We start from the raw sequence: 17,631 nt of genomic DNA on the forward strand, positions 1-17,631 counted from the left end.
ATATAAAAGAATATAAAAGAATATAAAAACCTATAAACGAGGGACTGCGTCAGCGATGACGATGGGGGTCGGAATGGGGAGAAACCCGGGGTTGGAGGGCGCCCGGCGTTCGTTTTCGACTGGCCCGGCTGCCGTATTGGTCGAAAACGGACGCAAACCGGCCCCGTAGCGTCCGTTTTCGACCAAGAAAGGCGGGCTGCTTGTTGCAAACGACCACGAATCGGGCTTGTGGCGTCCGTTTTCGACCAAAAGCCGACGGCTACAGGTCGGAAACGGACGCTCGGCACGCAGGACCGGCATGATGAGCGGCAGCGGAAGCCGCACGGAGGAGACCAAAAACCTACGCCGCTGCCCGATCCGCGACACAGCAGCCGCGGAAGCCTCATCGATGATACAGCTGACCATCATCCGGCATCACGCGTCCCCGAAAAGGCCGTCCCGGCAGAAGTACGGCCAGTCACCTGCCCTGACGGAACGTACCCGCAAAGTCCCCTTCCAGTACGGTCGGTCGACAGAACATGACGAACCGTACCCAAACAGGACGCTCCGAGTACGGTCCGTCGTGAAGTCCTGACGAACCGTATCCGAATGAGCTGTCCCGAGTACGGTCGGTCAGTTTTTCCTAACCGACCGTACTCGAACGGAGTGTTCCAGTACGGTCGGTCATGAAATCCCAACGGACCGTACCCGAACGGGACGCTCCGGGTACGGTCCGCCAATCATTCCATGTCGAGCGGAACCGGATGGTCGGGGGCGGGGAAGGCGCGGTCGAGCGCGGCGTATTCGTCGTCGGTGAGCGGATCGGACAGCACGGCGACGTTCTCCAGCACGTGCCGCGGGTTGCCGGACCGCGGAATGGCGACGACGTCCGGCCGGTGCAGCACGAACGCGAGCAGGACCTGCATCGGCGTGAACCCGTGCGCGGCCGCGACTTCGCGCACGACGGCGCTGTCGAGCAGGCCGTCGCGCAGCCGTCCGGCCTGGGCGAGCGGACAGTAGGCCATCACCAGGATGCGCCGCTTGCGCAGCCATGGCAGCAGATCGACCTCGATGCCGCGGGAGCCCAGATGATACAGCACCTGATCCACGCAGCAATGCGAGCCATTGGCCACGCGCATCAGCTCGCGCATGTCGGTCATGTCCAGGTTCGAGACGCCCCACTGGCGAATCAGTCCGGCATCCACCGCGGCCTCCATGCACTCGACGGTCTCGGCGAGCGGGATCGAACCACGCCAATGCAGCAGGTACATGTCAAGATAGTCGACGCCCATCCTGCGCAGGCTCGCCTCCAGGCTGCGGCGGAGGCGCGCACGGCCGGCATTGTGCGGGTAGACCTTCGAGACCAGGAACAGCGAGGCGCGGTCGTAGCCGGCGATCGCCCGGCCGATCAGCCGTTCGGCGCCACCGTCCGCATACATCTCGGCGGTGTCGATAAGCCGCACTCCGGCGTCGAGCCCGGTGCGGAGGGCCGCGATCTCGTCTTCCGGCGGGCGCCGTCCCTCACCCAGGTACCATGTGCCCATGCCCAGCCGCGGCATGGAGCCGCCGTCCGGCAACGTCACCTCATCATGTGGAATCCGTGGAATCATTGCGCACGCCCCCTATGTGTAGCCGCACGCCGTCGCGACCGGTGCCAATCGATGCGCGGCTGCTACTACAATCATAGGAAGGTCGCGCAAACATGCAACGGCAAAGTGCGACCGACGGCATATACGGCACGGTTCGAGGTGGAACATGGACAGGGCGATTCAGGTGGTGAACATGGCTTTGGCCGTACAGGTCACCGCCGAGGACGCCAACGGCCGCTTTCATGGCGAGATTCCATCCTCGGTACGGTTCTACTGCCCGTATTGCACACGCCCAGTCATCGCACGAGCCACGGGACGCCAGTTCGACCGCAAGCGCGCCAGGCACATCCAGCGGACGGTGCGCCCGCATTTCAGCCACCGCAGCAACGATGAGTGGGCACGGCTCTGCGACGAATACCATGCCGGCAACGGAGCCTACGACACCGATGATCTTCCGCTGCTGATGTTCCTGCGCAGAGAGACGATAACGAGTCGGGGCACGACAAGCCGGTTCCGCATCGACATCGCCTTGCGCAGGCGCGGTCTTTCCTCGCTGCTTCAGGAGATGCCGGCCGACGAGTCGATCACCGTGGACGGCAAACCCTACCGGATGCGTGACCTGCTGGCCGCCAGAAGGCATACCATACCGTTGTCGGATCCGCTGCATGACCTCGAATCCCGTATTCAGATACCGCAACAATGGCAGGCCAACGTCGGCATGCCGCAGAACAGTCACGGGATACTCTTCTTCTCCGACACGTTCGGCGGCAACGGCGGACGTCGTCTGCCGAATCATTCGGCGTTGTACTGCGACTGCACGTACTATCTCGTGATGCGCGAGGCGAGAGTCGCCGCGGCACGTCCGTGGTTCGACCGCATGGAGCAGGTGGGGTGCATCAGCGGCGCCGCACATCTCGGCGTGTACGCCGTCAGCATCGCCTCCGACTCCAAACGCAAGAACAGCATCGACGAATGGCTGGCACAGTACGGCTACTGTCTGTCGGACATCGACCGCAACGCCCAGCTGATGTGGCCGCCGAGCATACGCTCATGGGGTGTGGACGAGCCGTTGTTCCGTCACTCCTCCCCCATATACCGGTTCCCATACCTGTCCGGCAACGGACCAATGCCCGACACGATGGTACGGCGACGGCTCCTTCCCGATGACGCACGCACACGGGATGTGGGCTTTATCGGATTCGGCAGCGATCCCGTCATCACCAAGGAGTCGCAGTCGTATTGCGTGTTCTTCAAGGCGCAGAGCAGCATGCCGTGGAGCACGGTGTATCTGGGACCGCGATATCCCGAGGACCTGCATCCGTATGATGCCGCTGCAGAAGAGGGCGACGTCACGCCCTCGGAGAACGAGCCGCCCGACAAGCAAACATCACCACAAACATCACCGCAAACACCGCCACCGCTCCCGCCGTACGCTCCTCTGCCGACCGGAGTCGACATCGCGCTTCGCCGCATGGAGCGTCCGCAACATCCCCGTCCAGTTGACGTACCGTACAGCGTCATCGTCGCGCAATACCGAGAAGGAGCCTGCTGATGGCTTGGATAAACCTCAATGACTATTACAACCACGCATCCGTGTTTGCGCTCCGGGAGACGAAAAGCACCCCCGACCTGTTGCGGCTCATGGATTACAGCATCGGCACCGACGGCAAGGAGACATACCGTTGGGTGTATCGGCCGGTCACCCCACAGGAGATAAAGGACGGCCGTTCCGACCCGAACGACCCGATCACCCTCTACCATCCCGGCATTCTGAAGCGCATGGAACGCAAGGGCGACGATTTCCTGTTCGTCAGATGGCGGCCGAACCCCGGCAATCCGAAAAAGGCCGAGTTGCTGGACACTCTCGACCCGGCACCGCTGTTCTATGAGGTCATCGACTGCCCCTGGTCCAGTCGTCCACGTGACCTCGCCGAACGTCTTGACAAGGGATGGGAATACGACAAAGGCAATCCGACGCAGCATGTGCTGATCGCCTTCAACAGTGACGGCAAGACCTGCGACTGCGCGCTGCTGGACCGCGATTACCTTGACTATGGTGGTGGCCGCATATGTCTCAAGAGCTAAGCCCCGCTGAGTGCCGACTATTATCGCATCAAGCTGAGCGCAATCCGCGAATTCGAGGTGTACCCTCCTTACGGATACAGGAGGACCCGATACCTCTACGACGGAATCGAGCTGCCCGAGCCCGCAGGTAAAGTGCTGCTGCGCACCATGGAACAATACGCGAAGAACTACGTGGTCTGGTATTTCGCGCGTGCCGGTCTTGCGTTCAACGCAGGGCAACAGTCAGCGGTATCGCAATGGCTGCAGACCGCGTTCCGCTCTCCCGAACCGCTGAGTGAGTATACGGGGGCGAAGGTCTCCGATGCGGCGGTGTCGCAGCTGAGAGCCACCGTGGCCCGCATGGTCAAGCCGAACGACGGCATCATGACGGCGCTGGTGCAGGATGCGCTGGCCAACAATCCGAAATTCAACAAGCGCTGCATGGAGCAGTGCCGTCAGGAAGCACTCAAGGACATCGACGCCGAGCGCGTCCGCCGCAAGTCGTTGCTGGAGGAGGAAGGTCAGCGGCATCAGCAGGAGCTGGACAAGGAGTACGAGCGGAAACGGCAGCTGCTGCAGACATCATTGACCGAGCAGCAGCGAAAACTGCAGAACCGGCTGAAGGAACTGCAACGGCAGGTGGAGCAACAGCAGCAGACCCTCGCCAAGCTGGACGCCAGCGTCACGGACCGCATGAACGACAACGACCGGCTGCGCAACATCGTCAAGCCGCTGCAGGAGAAGGTCAACGACCTGCGCCGGCAGGCGACGTCCGCACAATCCGAAATCAGCCGGCTCGCGCAGCAGAAAAACAGCGAGATCGCCGCACTCAGGCGGCTGCAGCAGCACAAAGACGACGAACTCGCGACAATCAAGCAGGACAGGGAGACGCTGCTGTCGCAGATCGACGAGGACGTGTCGCTGAAACTCGGGTTGCGCGCGGTCGTCAGGACCTTGACAGCCGAACGACAGCGTCCGGATGGCAGCGAGGCCGCTGAACCCGGCATACGGCCTGCCGCATATCGGACATACCCCGTAGAGCGCTCGGATACCGGATTCCGTTCCGCTTTGGCGGAGGACCTCCACCGTCTTGGCGTCGCTTCGACCAAGGATTACGAATCCGTTCCGCTGAACTTTGCCGAGGCGTGCAGCCGGACACTGTCCGCGACGGGACTGCTGGCGGTGGATTCCGCTTTCGCCGCGCCCTTGGCGAACGCGTTGTCGTACGCCACGCACGGGCTGCCGGCCAGACACGTCAGCATACCGGCGAACTGGAACGACGCGGCTGTGCTGGAACGGCTGCTGGACGATGACGACAACGACATACTCGTGTTGGACAACGTGATGGATACGGTGAACGAAGGATTGCTGTTTGCGCTGTCACGCCTGTCGCATGAGCTCACGTTCGTGCTGCCGGTCGGCGCATACGGGAATCTGCGGCTCCTCGCCAGCGAAGTGTGGAACCACGTGTTCTATCTGCCGACCGAACAGTACATCATGATGCCCACGGAACCGACCACCCTATGCCGGTCAGCCAGCGGACGCAAGCCCATCGTCGTGACGCAGCAGAGCATCGTAGGCAAACTCACGAACAGCATCAGGCCTTTGGTGCCCGGCGACATGCCGCTGTCGTCGCTGACGCTGCCTGCATCCGTCGAGGCGAGGTTCGGCGATCCGGAAATCGGGCAGCAATGGGTGTCCGCCCATATCGCATTGCACATCTACGCCATGTTCGGCACGGAAGCCGCGCAGACGTTCGCGGCACGGCAGCCTCACGCCGGATTCGCCACTGCGCTGCTGCGCCGCATCGACAGGAGCCGCAATGCCCGGTGATCTGATGAGGGCGATGGCCATGGACCTCGGCATCACGCGTATGCAAGGCGAGGATGATGCACGGTTCGTGTGCCGCATCTCGTATTCCGCATTGCGGTTCTGGATGCAGGCGTTCTGCCTGGACGACGGGTACGGCGGCTCATACGGGGTGAGCAGATCCGCCATCGTACGCAAAAGCACGCTATGGCTGAGGCAGCTTTCGGGACTGTACCCGCAGGTGCTGGACTGGTACGAGCACGGCGACGACATGGACGAGAGTCTTTCCGGCATGTTGGGCACGCTGGCGAGCGCCGGCGACCTTGTGCGTACGGGCGATGGGCTGTACCGGTGCGCGGTTTCACATGACAGGGTGCTGACGGACGGGAGCGTTGTAGCGCTGGGAATGACCGATCCGACGGACATGGAGTCTGCAATGCCGCTGTCCGGCATGGCGTGCGTGAGCTTTGGGGAGAGTGGTGCGGAGAGCGGTCAGCTGGTGAGTGACATGCTGGGGAGCGGCCGGTTGGGGAGCGGCCGAGCCGGGCGACGGCATTCTCGATGGCCGTTTGACACGGACGACCTGACGCTGTCTACGCGAGTCGGCAGCGTCAGGCTGACGAGGAGGGACGATCGTCACGCGGCTGTCAGGCTGCCGCGTTTGGCGCCGGATTCGGTCTTGCGTTGGCAGATTGACCTGCTGACATGGCCGGTGGCGTTTGCCGGTGACATGCGGAACCGGATTGTGCGCGTGGAGTATGTGCCGGTGGTGGTGAGGCTGGTGGGTGGGGTGCGTATTGAGTCCGATTAATAAGGCACTAGAGACAAAGCTCTAGAGATTTCACTTGTCTTCCCCTTTCAGAAACCTGTTGACGAATCCTCAATGAAGCTCTAGAGCCCAAACTCTAGAGATCGCGTTCGCCGGCGGCACCGCCTGGAAGGGCGTCCATCCTCATTGTGCGTGGCGTTGTGAATTCTTGTAGCGGGTGACGCTCCCCCTGTCACGGCCTTTGGCCGCGACAGCGTCCTGCACCGAGGGGGCGAGATGGCGGGTGCCACCCTCAGTCAGCTTCGCTGACAGCTCCCGCCAGCGGGAGCGAGAAATGACGGCCGCTGTGGCGGGTGACGCTCCCCCCAGTCAGCCTACGGCTGACAGCCCCCTCCACCGAGGGGGCCGAGGATGGACAAATCCATTCCGCGCATGATCAATCCCCCTTCCACCGAGGGGCCGAGATATGGCAAGGCCCGCACCTTCGATATCGAAGATGCGGGCCTTATACCACCCTCAGTCAGCTTCGCTGACAGCTCCCGCCGGCGGGAGCGAACTCGGCCGCTGGCGGGAGCGAGGAGGGGAATCTTACTCGAGTTCCACGGCGCCGGTGTAGAGCTGATAGTATTCGCCCTTCTGGGCGATGAGCTCGTCGTGGTTGCCGCGTTCGATGATGCGGCCGTGGTCGAGCACCATGATCACGTCGGAGTTGCGCACGGTGGAGAGGCGGTGTGCGATGACGAACACGGTGCGGCCCTTCATCAGGGCGTCCATGCCGGCCTGCACGACCTCTTCGGTGCGCGTGTCGATCGAGCTCGTCGCCTCGTCCAGGATCAGCGCGGGCGGGTCGGCCACGGCTGCGCGGGCGATGGAGATCAGCTGGCGCTGACCCTGGCTCAGGCCGCTGCCGTCGCCTTCAAGCACCGTGTTGTAGCCTTGCGGCAGCATGCGGATGAAGCCGTCCGCGTTCACCAGCTTCGCCGCCTCGATGCACTCCTCGTCGGTCGCGTCCAGACGGCCGTAGCGGATGTTGTCCATCACGGTGCCGGTGAACAGGTTCACGTCCTGCAGCACGATGCCGAGCGAACGGCGCAGGTCGGGCTTGCGGATGTTCGCCACGGAGATGCCGTCGTAGAGGATCTGGCCTTCCTGGATGTCGTAGAACCGGTTGATGAGGTTCGTGACCGTGGTCTTGCCGGCGCCGGTCGCGCCGACGAGCGCGATCTTCTGGCCGGGCTTGGCGAACCAGGTGATGTCGTGCAGCACCGGTTTGTCGGGGTTGTAGCCGAACGTCACGTTGGTGAAGCGCACGTCGCCGCGCAGCAGCGTGTACCGGCCGTCCGGCGAGGTGACCGCCTGCTCCTTGGCCTTGAGCGCCACCTCGCGGGCTGCGCCCTTCAGCTTCTCGGCCGCCTTGAGCGAGCGAGTGCCGTCGTCGCCGATCTCGCGCTTCCACGCCCAGTGGCCGGTCTCATGGTCGACCTCGGTCATCGTGCGGCCGTCCTCGCCGAGCTCCACGTTGACAAGCTCGACGGTGCCGCCGTCCGCCTCGACCGGTTCGTCCATGAGCGCGAAGATGCGCGAAGCGCCGGCGAGCGCCATCATGACCATGTTGAGCTGCATGGAGACCTGGCCGAGCGGGTTGATGAACGAGCGCGACAGGGTCAGCAGCGAGATGAGCGTGCCGAGCGTGAGCGGGCCGAAGCCGTTCAGGCCGAAGTTGCCGACGCCGGAAAGCGCCATGGCGCCGCCGACGATGGCGAGCAGGATGTAGAGCATGTAGCCCATGTTGCCGACGACCGGCATGGTGACGTTGCCCCACGTGTTCGCTTCGGCGGCCGCTTCGAACAGCTCCTCGTTCTTCTCGTCGAAGGTCTTCTGCGTGGGCTCCTCATGGTTGAAGACCTTGATGACCTTCTGGCCGTTGACGGACTCCTCGACGAACGCGTTCACGTCGCCGAGCCACTGCTGCTGCTTGACGAAGTAGCGGCCGGCGCGCGAGACGATGACCTTGACGATGAAGAACAGCAGCACGGTGAACAGCAGCACGAACACGGTGATCGGCACGCTCAGCCACAGCATGGAGATGATGGCGGCGAGCGCGGAGATCAACGAGGCGAACATCTGCGGGAACGACTGGCTGATGGCCTGGCGCAACGTGTCGGTGTCGTTGGTGTAGCGGCTCATGATGTCGCCGTGCTCGTTAGTGTCGAAGTAGCGGATCGGCAGGTGCTGCTGGTGGGCGAACATGTCGTCGCGGATCTTCTTGAGCGTGCCCTGTTCGACGGTGACGATGATCCACTGCCACGCCCAGCTGGCGGCGATGCCCGCCACGTACAGGCATCCCATGAGGGTGATGGCCTCGAGCAGCGGACTCCAGTCGGGGTTCTTCTGCCCGACCATCGGCAGGATGTACGAGTCGATGAGCGATTGGAGGAACAGCGCGGAGCCGGCCTGGGCGACGGCGGCGACGAGGATGCACACGACGATGGCGACGACGCGCCACCGGTATTGCATGATGTAGCCGAAGATGCGCTTGGTGGTGCCGGGCGCCGGCTTGCCCATGCCCGGCTTGCGGTTCTTGAAGTTCTGCTTGTCGCTCATCGCGCCTCTCCTTCCTGCGCAGCGTCCTGTTCGTCCGCCTGCACGGCGGCGACTGCGGCGGCCTGGGCCGCCTCCAGCTCTTCGGGCCGCGCCTGGTTCCTGGTCTGCGACTCGTAGATGGACCGGTATTCGTCGCAGGTGGCGAGCAGTTCCTCGTGCGTGCCCTTGGCCATGATGCGGCCTTCGTCCATGACGAGGATCATGTCGGACTCCTCGACGGATGCGAGGCGCTGGGCGATGATGATCTTCGTGGTGTCGGGGATCTCGTGGTGGAACGCCTCGCGGATCAGCTTGTCGGTCTTCGTGTCGACGGCCGACGTGGAGTCGTCCAGGATCAGGATCTTCGGCTTCTTCAGCAGCGCGCGGGCGATGCACAGACGCTGGCGCTGGCCGCCGGAGACGTTGGTGCCGCCCTGTTCGATGTACGTGTCGTACTTGTCGGGGAACTCCTGGATGAAGCCGTCGGCCTGCGCAAGCTGGCAGGCGTGGCGGATCTCCTCGTCCGTGGCGTCCGGGTTGCCCCACCTGAGGTTTTCGGCGATGGTGCCGGAGAACAGCACGTTCTTCTGCAGCACCATGGCCACCTGGTCTCGCAGCAGTTCGAGGTCGTAGTCGCGCACGTCGACGCCGCCGACCTTGAGCGAGCCTGCGGACACGTCATACAGGCGCGGCACGAGCTGCACGAGGCTCGACTTTGCCGAACCGGTGCCGCCGACGATGCCGACCGTGGAGCCCGACGGGATCGTCAGGTCGATGTCGTCGAGCACCGGCTTCTCGGAGGTCGCCGAATATCGGAACGAGACATGGTCGAACGTGATGGAGCCGTCGGCCACCTCGCGCACCGGATGCTCCGGGTCGGTGACGGTGCTCTCCTCCTGCAGCACCTGGCAGATGCGTTCGGCGGACGCCTGGGAGATGATGAACATGACGAAGATCATCGACAGCATCATCATGGCCATGAGGATCTGCATGGCGTACGTGACCAGCGCGGTCAGGTCGCCGGTGGTCAGGCCGAGCGCGGCGTTGTTGCCGGAGGCGACGATCTGCTGCGCGCCCATCCACGAGATGAGGATCATGGAGGCGTAGATGCAGAACATCATGATCGGGCTGTTGAAGCTCATGATGCGTTCGGCGAGCGTGAAGTCCTTGAAGATCTTCTTGGAGATGCGGTCGAACTTGTTGATCTCGAAGGATTCGCGGTTGTAGGACTTCACCACGCGGATGCCCTGCAGGTTCTCGTCGACCACGTTGTTGAGCGCGTCATACGTGTGGAACACGCGCTCGAACACGGGGTGGACGAGCACCGCCAGCCCGCACAGGCCGATCGCCAGGATCGGGATGCAGGCGAGGAACACCATCGAGATGGACGGCGAGATGCGGAACGAGAAGATCCACGCGACGACCACCATGATCGGGGCGCGCACGCCCATGCGGATCATCATGCCGTACGCCATCTGCAGGTTCGTCACGTCGGTGGTGAGCCTGGTGATGATCGAGCCGGTGGAGAACCGGTCGATGTTGGTGAAGCTGAACGCCTGCACCTTCTCGAACTGGTCGTGACGCAGGTTCTTCGCGAAACCGGAGGACGCGATGGCCGCGTACTTGCCGGCGAAGAAGCCGCATGCCAGCGAGACCAGCGAGAAGACCAGCAGGATCAGGCCGAATCTGACGATGGCCGGCATGCTGCGGCCGGTGATGCCCTGGTCGATCAGCGATGCCATGACCGTCGGGATGACGATCTCGAGCACGCTTTCGACGATGACGAACGCCGGAGCCAGGAAGCTGGCCTTCTTATACTCGCGCATGGACTTGCCGAGCGTGCGGAACAGATGCTTCGGCTTGGCCGGCTCCACGGCCTTGCGGGACCGTTCGATGGCGGCTTCGGTCTCGGCCGCCTCGCGGTCGGTCGCCTCACGCCGAGCCGACTCGCGTTGCGTTGCGGTGGTGTCGCTCATTTGCTCTCCTCCCTCTCCTTGATCAGACTTTTCGTGACCTTCACGACAGTGCTTTCCTCCAGTTCGTCACGGGCGTCGTCGATGTTGCGCCGCATTCGTGACACGTAGTCGAGCAGTTGCGCCTGCTCCTGTTCGGTGAACCCTTTGACAAGGCAGCGTTCCATCTGCTCGCCGTTCTCGCGCAGCAGATTCACGATGGAATCGGCCTTGCTGGTGAGCATGATGCGTTTGAGCCGCATGTCATGCTCGACCGGCACGCGCACGATCAGCCCGTTCTTCTCCATGAGCGCGAGCACGCGCGACGCGGTGGAGCGGGTGATGCAGAACTTCTGCTCGATGGTGTGCTGGTAGATGGCCTCGTCACGGTTGCGGGCGAGGAACATGATGATGCGCGCGTTGCCGCCGGTCGCGACCTGCGCCTCCTCGGGCATCGTCTCGCTGAGGTAGCGGTTGTACGCCTTGACCAGCGCGCGAAGGTCCCAGCTGAGGATCCTGCTGTCCATGTCACCCCCATTCGTTGATATCGGCATATGCGATCTCGTGGGCTGACGGCAGATTCGTCTGGCGGGTGGCGCTCCCCCAGTCACGGCCTCCGGCCGTGCCAGCCCCCTCCACCGAGGGGGCCGAGGGCGGGCCAGCGAATCATGCCTGCAGCATACGAGATTGTTGCATATGCAACTGTTTCATGTGGGAATAGTAATACGTCCTATATACAACAGTTGCATATGCAACAATCGGCGTGTCGGGGCATACGAAAGGCGGCCCCGACATCGGGGTGATGTCAGGGCCGCCTTTGTGTAGGGGGGGTATTCAGTTATTGGCGATGATTGCCTGCCCGGGTGACGCTCCCCCAGTCACGGCCTTCGGCCGTGCCAGCCCCCTCCACCGAGGGGGCCGAGTCCGGGCCAGTCTCCACGGCTCGGCCCTCCACCGAGGGGGCCGAGGGGCGGGTGCCCCGGGCAGCGAGTCAGCTGCGGCTGCGGCGGGTGTAGGCGAGGCCGATGCCGGCGGCGGCGAGCAGCAGGCCGGCCGCGACGACGACGGCCACTTCGGAGCCGGTCTTCGACAGGCCGTTGCCCTTGCCGTCCGTCTTGCCGTCACCCTTGCCGTCCTCGCCCTTGCCGGTGTCGACCGTCTTGAGCGCGGCCTGCGCGGCGGTGAGCGTGGTGAGCGCGCCGGAGAGCTGGTCGTCGGTGGCGTCCGGGTTCGCGAGCAGCTTCTTCGCGTCGGCGAGGGCCTTGGCGAACGGCGTCCACGTCTCGGCCGTGTAGTCCTTGGCGTTCAGCTTGCCGGCGGCGTCGACCGCGGCCTGGAGCTTGTCCTTGGCGGTGTCGTCCGGGGTCGGGGTCGGCGGAACCGGGGTCTCCTTCTCCGCGACCTTGAACACGGCCTTCGCCGTGTCCGTGGTACCGTCCGAGTAGGTCACGGTCACGATACCGGTCAGGGTCTTGCCGTAGTCGGCCTCGGTCGGCGTGAGCGACACCGCACCATCCGCGGCAACGGCGAATCCGTCACCGGCGACCGCGTACGTCGTACCGGCCGGAGCCGCAGCCGCAACACCGTCCTTCGTGAACGACACGGAAGCCGAGGCCTTCTCGCCAACCTTCGCAGCCGTCTTATCCGGATACGCGGCCTCGTACTGCTCGGCCAGCGTCTTCGCCGGCGGGACCGGGGTCTCCTTCTCCGCGACCTTGAACGCGACCTTGGCCGTGTCCGTGGAACCATCGGAGTACGTCACCGTCACGGTACCGGCCACGGTGGTGCCGGCCTGCGCCTCGGTCGGCGTCAGCGACACCGCACCGTCAGCGCCCACGGTCAGACCCTCACCGGTCACCTTGTACGCGGTGCCCTCGGGAGCGGAAGCCGTCTCGCCGTCCTTCGTGAACGACACGGCGGCGGACGACTTCTCGCCCACCTTCGCAGCCGTCTCGGCCGGGTACGCGGCCTCATACTGCTCGGCCAGCGTCTTCGCCGGCGGCACCGGCGTGTCCTTCTCGGCGACCTTGAACGACACGGCAGCGGTATCCGTGGACTTGTCCGAGTACGTCACGGTCACCGTACCGGTCACGGTCGTACCGGCCTGCGCGTCGGTCGGCGTCAGCGACACCGCACCATCCGCAGCCACAGCCAGACCGTCGCCGGCGACCGCGTACGTGGTACCGGCCGGAGCGTCAGCCGCAGCGCCATCCTTGGTGAACGTCACGGAAGCCGAGGCCTTCTCACCCACCTTCGCAGCGGTCTCGGCCGGATACGCGGCCTCGTACTGCTCGGCGAGCGTCTTCGCCGGCGGTTCGGGCGTGTCGGCGTCATCAACGTACGTGATGACCGGCGAGACGTACAGGTCGGGCGAGCGCACATCGCTGGCGGCGGTGGCCACGAGGCGGACCACGTCGCCGTCGGTCACGTCGAACGTGCCCTTGGATTCGAGGCAGTCGACGAACGCCTGGTCCTTGGTCTGCGCCTTGGAGATGGTCGTGGTGCAGATCACGTCGCCATTATGGGTGAGCGCGAGCGTCACGTCGCCGGTCGCGCCGGCGTTGCGGCGTTGCGGCTCGTTGTCGCGTTCGAGCGTCACCGTGACCTTGCCGGTCTTCGGCACGGCCCATGCGATGGCGGTGCCGCCGGTCGCGGCCGGGTCGTCGATGAGCAGGCCCTGACGGCCGCTGCGGTCGCCGCCCACGGCGGGCAGGTCGGCGAGGTCGCCGGTCAGGCCGGCGCCGTAGTACGAGTTGTACACGGACATCGGCCACTGGCTCGAGAAGCTGGTGACGTTCGCCCAGTCGTCGCCGTCCTGCCGCTGCGAGTTCCACAGCACGCCTTCGGCTGTCTTGAAGTCGTCCACCCAGCTCCACGCGTTCTTCTGCACGACCGTGTAGTCGGCGGTCACGCTGGAGCCTTCGGCGGAGAAGCGCAGCACGTCGCCGGCCTTGATGGCCGCGTCGGCGTCGAGCTTCTTGCCGTCACGGTAGACGGCCTTGGCGGCGGTCTCCGGTTCGGCGGTCACCTTGGCGAGCAGCTGCTCGACGGTGGTCGGGTTCTTCTCGGTGAACGGCACGTAAATCACGTTCTTGCCGTCCTTGACGCCGGTTTCCAGCTTGGCGGAGCCGAGCGCGGCGGGCGCGGTGACGTTGAACGTGGCGGTGGTCTCCAGCGTCTCGTTCGTGTCGGCGAACGTGACGACGACGGGCACGACGATGGTGCCGCCGACCGTGCTGTTGAGCGTGACCACGCCGGTCTTCGCGTCGACCTTCGCGCCGGCGGGGGCGTCGGAGCCGAGCGCGAACGTGGTGCCGGCCGGGATCGCGGCGGCGGCGCTGTCGGCCTTGAGCGTGAACTTGGGCGCGCGCTTGAGGTCGACGCCGGCGTTGCCGGAGACGGTCGGGTAGATCACGTTGAGACGCTGCGCGTCCGACTTGGCGACGGTGAACGTGACGGTCGCCTCGTCGGTGGAGTCGTCGGCGTAGGTGACGGTGACGGTCGCGGTGACGTTCTGGCCGTACTGTTCGGCGGTCGGCGTGAGCGTGGCGGCGCCGGTTGTCGCGTCGACCGCGATACCGTTCGCCTCACCCTTGACCGTGTAGGACTTGACGCCCTCGACGGTCGCGGCCTTGCCGTCCGCGTCGGTGAACGCGATCTCGGCGGTCGCCTGCTTGCCGACGGTCGCGTCGGTGGCCGGGTAGGCGGGCGTGTAGGTGTCGGCCTGCTTGGCGGCGGGCGCGGCCACGTCCTGGTAGGCGATGACCGGGGAGACGTACAGGGACGGCTTGGTGGCGCCCTGCTCGGCGACGGCGACGATGCGCACCCAGTCGCCCTTGGCGACCTCGATGGTGCCCTTCTCCGACTTCACGCACTCGGCGAACGCGGTGGACGGCTCGAGCGAGGTGGCGAGGTCGGCGGTGCAGATCACGTCGTTGTTCTTCATCAGCGAGAGCGTGACCTTGCCGCCGGTGTTGCCGGTCTGGCGCAGGTACGGTTCGGCCTTGCCGGAGTTGTCGGTGAAGCCGTCCTTGAGGCTCAGCTTGACCGTGCCGCTCTTCGGGGACTGCCATGCCATGGCGGTGCCGCCGGCGGCCGCCGGATCGTCGGCGAGCAGGCCGTGGGTCTGCGTACGGTCGCCGTTGAGGCCGCTCAGCTCGCCGTTGACGCCGGCGCCATAATACGTGTTGTACACGCTGTTCGGCCACGAGGAGTCGTATGTGGTGATGGTCTGCCAGTCGCTGTCGGCGGCGGTCTGACGCTGCGGCTGCCAGACCGGGCCGTTGCCGCCCTGACGGTAGTCGTTCACCCAGTTCCACGTGTTCTTCTGCTTGACCGTGTAGTCGATGGTCTTGGAGCCGTCCACGCCGTCGAGCTCGAAGCGCAGCACGTCGCCGTCCTTGACGGCATCGCTGGCCTCAAGCTTGGTGAGCTTGCCGTCGACGGTGCGGTACACGTTGGCGACGGTGCCCTCGCCGGCGGTCACGCCGCCGCGCAGCTGCTTGACGGTGGTCGGGTTCTTCTCGGTGAACGGCACGTAGACGAGCTTCGTGTCGCCGTCGGCGCCGGTCTCGTAGGCGTCGACGGTGCCGGTCGGCTCGGTGGGCGCGGACGGGTCGGCGTCGCTTTCGATGGCGCCGAGGTCCGGCTTGCCCTTGATCGCGTTGCCGAGGAAGTCGTTGGTCACAGCGTAGTCGTTCATGTCGCTGATGACCTTGCCGTTGTTGATAGCCACGGAGCCGGCCTTCGGCGCGTAACCGGCGAACTTGTTGTCGGCGGCGGTGCGGTCGTAGATGGCGCCGCTCGCCTGCGGGGCGGTCGGGGCCTTACCGGCGTCGGCCAGCACGTCGGAGACGCTGTCTGCGGTCTTCGCGTTCTTGTCGGAGGCCGGGGTGTTCGCGTAGTTGACGTACAGGTTGTTGTCGTAGGTCTGGCCGCCGTTGTAGCTGCCGATGTTCCAGGTCTCGGTCTTCTTCGCCTCGGTCGCGTTGATGAAGATGTTGTTCTCGAACTGCGCCTGTGCGTTGGAACGGCCGGTCAGCACGCGGCTATCCTCGCCGATGTACGCGGTGTTGTTGTAGATGTGGTTGCCCGGGCCGTTGCTCGGCAGGTCGAACACGCCCTGACGGTCGTTCTGCGAGATGTTGTAGCGGAACGTGGTGTTGACCGCGTACCAGTTGCAGATCATCAGCGAGGCGAACGAGTTGCCGTACGAGTAGTTGTACTGGTAGAGCGTGCCGTCGCCGTAGTCGGCGTCCCATGCCTGGCCGTCGCCGTTGCCGTGGGTGGCGTTGAGGTTGTTGTACATCTCGTTGTACTGGAACACCGGGTCCTTGCACCGCCACGGCCAGATGCCCGCGGCCACGCGGCCGTATCCTACCCTGGTCACGCCGGTGTTGTTGAGCGGCGCCTGCGTGTAGTCGGCGGTGTTGATGTGCTTGGAGACGCTGTCGCCGACGTTGTACTGGATGACCGGGCGGTCGCAGTACATGAGGGTGATGGCGTCGCCGCCCGCGCCCTTGACGTAGTTGTTCTCGATGGTCACGTTGGTCTGGCCGTACTTGGCAATCAGGTCGTCGGCAATCTCGCCATTGCCCTGGTTGGCGTTGATGTCAGCGTCGATGAAGTTCAGGTACGTGGTGTAGCCGACGGCGATGCCCCAGCGATCCACGTCCTTGACGACGTTGTTCTTGATGGTGATGTGGTCGAACCGGGAGATGTGGTTCTGCAGCCACGTGTTGTCGGCCGCGGTCTTGTTCTCGCGCGCGTAGTGCGCCATGAAGTAGATGCCGCCGTTGGCCATGTGCTTGTTGTAGAGGTTGCCGTCCACGTCGTGGATGTTGAGGCCGTCGAGCGTCACGTGGCTCATCGTGGTGCCGTTCTCCGCGATGCCGGCGACGCCGGTGCGGTCCATGCGGTTCGCGGAACGGTCAAGCTTGGTGCCGTCGGAGTCGGCGGTGTCGGTCCACTGCCAGGTGTCGATCGGGTCGTAGACGTCGGGGTCGTCGTTGGTGATCTCGAGGTTCTTCACCGTGATGTAGGAGACATCCTTAAGCAGCACGGTGGTGGAGACGGTCCCTCGCGTCAGGTGGTTTCCTGCGTTGCCGCGGTAGTCCTGGTACCACTGGCTGCCCTTGACGCCGTTGGCGGCGATGACCGGCTTGTCGGCGGAGGCGTCGCCGTAGTCGGCGATGGTGATGGGCGCGTCCGGGGTGCCGGACGTGTCCTTGATGTGCAGGTACTGGTTGTTGAACGTGGAGCCGCGTTCCAGCAGCACCGAGTCGCCCGGCTCAAGGTCGGTGGCGATGGCGTTGACCTTGTTCAGCGTCTTCCACGGATGGTCCTTGTCGGTGCCGGCGTTGGCGTCGTCGCCCTTGGTGGACGACACGTAGTAGGTCGTCCCCTTCGACGTGTCGGTGGCGTCGTCGGCCGCGAGCGCCGCGGCGGGCGCCGCGAACGCGAACGCCGTGCCAAGCGCCGCCATCGCCGCGATCAGCCGTGATCCCACATGAGGTTTCATGTCTGTCCTTACTTCTGTTACGTGAGTCCCCTCCACTCATCGTCGCGGGGGAACATGCCGGCGGTCCGGCTTTTCCGGGATGCCACGGGGTGTTCGGTGGTTGGCATCGTCTTTGTCGGGGTCAACGGGCCGCACCGTCCGCAGCGTCACGGACTTGCCGCATCGCCAATATGTAAAGAGACTTTACAAATACACCAGTATACCGACGTCCGTGCGCCACGGCAACGTTGCCGCGCCGCACGACCGTGTTTGTTGTTTTGATGGGTGGGTTGATATGACGAGAGGCTTCTAGGCAGAATGGGTGGTGCCTTAAACCTATCCGTTCTAGCGAAGGAGCCTCCATGGTCAAGGGTAGCAGTGCCAGTG

At 64.5% G+C, this 17,631-nt stretch carries 9 protein-coding genes; 4 read left to right on the forward strand and 5 right to left on the reverse strand.

The window, feature by feature from the left end:
- Positions 1 to 719: 719 nt before the first annotated feature.
- Positions 720 to 1,589, reverse strand: a complete 870-nt coding sequence (locus F7D09_RS09935) for an aldo/keto reductase (protein ID WP_152235338.1) — start codon at positions 1,587 to 1,589, stop codon at positions 720 to 722.
- A 145-nt stretch (positions 1,590 to 1,734) separates the two neighbouring features.
- Between F7D09_RS09935 and F7D09_RS09940 the strand changes: the two genes are divergently transcribed.
- The 4 genes from F7D09_RS09940 to F7D09_RS09955 all read left to right on the forward strand — a co-directional run bounded on the left by F7D09_RS09940 (position 1,735) and on the right by F7D09_RS09955 (position 6,252).
- Complete coding sequence (locus tag F7D09_RS09940; protein ID WP_152235339.1) at positions 1,735 to 3,120, forward strand: competence protein CoiA family protein; 1,386 nt, start codon at positions 1,735 to 1,737, stop codon at positions 3,118 to 3,120.
- Positions 3,120 to 3,653, forward strand: coding sequence for a hypothetical protein (locus tag F7D09_RS09945; protein WP_152235340.1), 534 nt, complete (start codon positions 3,120 to 3,122; stop codon positions 3,651 to 3,653). Before F7D09_RS09940 ends, F7D09_RS09945 begins: the two co-directional genes overlap by 1 nt.
- 147 nt (positions 3,654 to 3,800) lie before the next feature.
- A complete protein-coding gene (locus F7D09_RS09950; protein WP_152235341.1) occupies positions 3,801 to 5,465 on the forward strand; it encodes a hypothetical protein in 1,665 nt (554 codons plus the stop codon).
- 19 nt (positions 5,466 to 5,484) lie between these two features.
- Complete coding sequence (locus F7D09_RS09955) at positions 5,485 to 6,252, forward strand: hypothetical protein (protein ID WP_152235342.1); 768 nt, start codon at positions 5,485 to 5,487, stop codon at positions 6,250 to 6,252.
- 546 nt (positions 6,253 to 6,798) lie between these two features.
- Here F7D09_RS09955 and F7D09_RS09960 read toward each other — a convergent pair.
- From F7D09_RS09960 to F7D09_RS09975, 4 genes are all read right to left on the reverse strand, one after another.
- Positions 6,799 to 8,814: an ABC transporter ATP-binding protein gene (locus tag F7D09_RS09960; RefSeq protein ID WP_152235343.1), complete on the reverse strand. Its 2,016-nt coding sequence runs from the start codon at positions 8,812 to 8,814 to the stop codon at positions 6,799 to 6,801.
- Positions 8,811 to 10,619, reverse strand: a complete 1,809-nt coding sequence (locus F7D09_RS09965) for an ABC transporter ATP-binding protein (protein ID WP_226836253.1) — start codon at positions 10,617 to 10,619, stop codon at positions 8,811 to 8,813. The genes F7D09_RS09960 and F7D09_RS09965 overlap by 4 nt, the downstream gene beginning before the upstream one ends.
- 146 nt (positions 10,620 to 10,765) lie before the next feature.
- Entirely contained in the window at positions 10,766 to 11,272 is a 507-nt protein-coding gene (locus tag F7D09_RS09970; protein WP_152235345.1) for a MarR family winged helix-turn-helix transcriptional regulator, read from the reverse strand.
- Between the two features lie 464 nt (positions 11,273 to 11,736).
- Positions 11,737 to 17,265, reverse strand: coding sequence for a YPDG domain-containing protein (locus F7D09_RS09975; RefSeq protein ID WP_193312441.1), 5,529 nt, complete (start codon positions 17,263 to 17,265; stop codon positions 11,737 to 11,739).
- Between the last annotated feature and the right edge of the window lie 366 nt (positions 17,266 to 17,631).

Origin of the sequence: Bifidobacterium leontopitheci, from assembly GCF_009193355.1 — a bacterium.
GTDB lineage: Bacteria > Actinomycetota > Actinomycetes > Actinomycetales > Bifidobacteriaceae > Bifidobacterium > Bifidobacterium leontopitheci.

Excerpts from the sequence above, each read along its gene's own strand:
- F7D09_RS09940 (WP_152235339.1), top strand. The coding sequence starts at position 1,735 with ATGGACAGGGCGATTCAGGTGGTGAACATGGCTTTGGCCGTACAGGTC.
- F7D09_RS09955 (WP_152235342.1), top strand. The coding sequence starts at position 5,485 with ATGGACCTCGGCATCACGCGTATGCAAGGCGAGGATGATGCACGGTTC.
- F7D09_RS09950 (WP_152235341.1), top strand. The coding sequence starts at position 3,801 with ATGGAACAATACGCGAAGAACTACGTGGTCTGGTATTTCGCGCGTGCC.
- F7D09_RS09945 (WP_152235340.1), top strand. The coding sequence starts at position 3,120 with ATGGCTTGGATAAACCTCAATGACTATTACAACCACGCATCCGTGTTT.
- F7D09_RS09970 (WP_152235345.1), bottom strand. The coding sequence starts at position 11,272 with ATGGACAGCAGGATCCTCAGCTGGGACCTTCGCGCGCTGGTCAAGGCG.
- F7D09_RS09960 (WP_152235343.1), bottom strand. The coding sequence starts at position 8,814 with ATGAGCGACAAGCAGAACTTCAAGAACCGCAAGCCGGGCATGGGCAAG.
- F7D09_RS09935 (WP_152235338.1), bottom strand. The coding sequence starts at position 1,589 with ATGATTCCACGGATTCCACATGATGAGGTGACGTTGCCGGACGGCGGC.
- F7D09_RS09975 (WP_193312441.1), bottom strand. The coding sequence starts at position 17,265 with ATGAAACCTCATGTGGGATCACGGCTGATCGCGGCGATGGCGGCGCTT.
- F7D09_RS09965 (WP_226836253.1), bottom strand. The coding sequence starts at position 10,619 with ATGCGCGAGTATAAGAAGGCCAGCTTCCTGGCTCCGGCGTTCGTCATC.